The sequence below is a fragment of the Lentzea sp. NPDC003310 genome (assembly GCF_040610935.1).
Classification (GTDB): Bacteria; Actinomycetota; Actinomycetes; order Mycobacteriales; family Pseudonocardiaceae; genus Lentzea.
Genome location: NZ_JBEXNC010000057.1, coordinates 618 through 1,587 on the forward strand (window position 1 = coordinate 618; position 970 = coordinate 1,587).

The 970-nt window shown below is 24.7% G+C and carries 2 pseudogenes; both read right to left on the reverse strand.

Going from position 1 to position 970, the window contains the following annotated elements:
- Positions 1-200: pseudogene (locus tag ABZX02_RS43880) on the reverse strand (aspartate-semialdehyde dehydrogenase); the annotation flags it as partial.
- 418 nt (positions 201-618) lie between these two features.
- Positions 619-970 (reverse strand): annotated as a pseudogene (locus ABZX02_RS43885) (MFS transporter); the annotation flags it as partial.

Genomic DNA, 970 nt, shown 5'->3' on the forward strand with positions numbered 1-970 from the left:
TTTACAGAATCAATTCCTAAAGACAGGTATTTAGGAATTGATTCTGTAAAAATAATATCATTATAGTTTTTATTAATATATTTTGTTATAGATTGAATCAACTGTTTTTCATCAATAATTATTTTGACTTTCGTTTTAATGTGAATAAAAGTTGATACGATTTTTTGAATTTGATTTTCTGATAATTTATTCATTTTCATTTACTCTTTTCCATTACATATTATGATTAAAACTAGCTAATTTTTAATTCTAACATCATTATGTAATAAAAATTCTATCGTAGAAATTAAGATTCTGTAAATTTTTATGTGATAAATATAGACGATAAATAAGAGACAGTGAAAACATTTTAACTGTCTCTTATAACTAAGGTATAACTTATTGTAATTTCTATTTATTGTATAAAGTACAAATATATGTTAAGTTCGACTTAGTGATGTAATAATTTTTTATTACACATAGTAAGAAGTATTTTTAATCGTAGACAAGTGCTTTTTATCGGATAGTCACTCATTAATTTGGGTGGCTTTTTTTATAATTTATTACAGCATTTTGATATTATCAGATTTATAAATTTCAATACATACCGTGATGATTAAAAGAGTGACAATAAGTCTTTCAATCTTTATCTATAGATAAATTTAATAATTGTAATAAAATACCAATAATAGTAACTCCTAAAGCGCTATATATTAGTACGTTTGTACTATTAACATTAAATAAAATAATTCCTCCGACAGCTGATCCAATAGCACTGCCTAAATAATTAATAGAACTATTTAAAGCTACAGCAGGACCTCCATGTTTAGGATGAATTTTTAGCAGTATATGTTGTTGGGGTGCTTGTGTAGCCCATCCCATAGCTCCCCATAGAACAAAGGGTAATAAGCCTAATAGAGGTAATTTGATAGAAACAGGAATTAAAACAAAACTTAATGCTAATAAAATTAAAATAATCACCATAATAAAT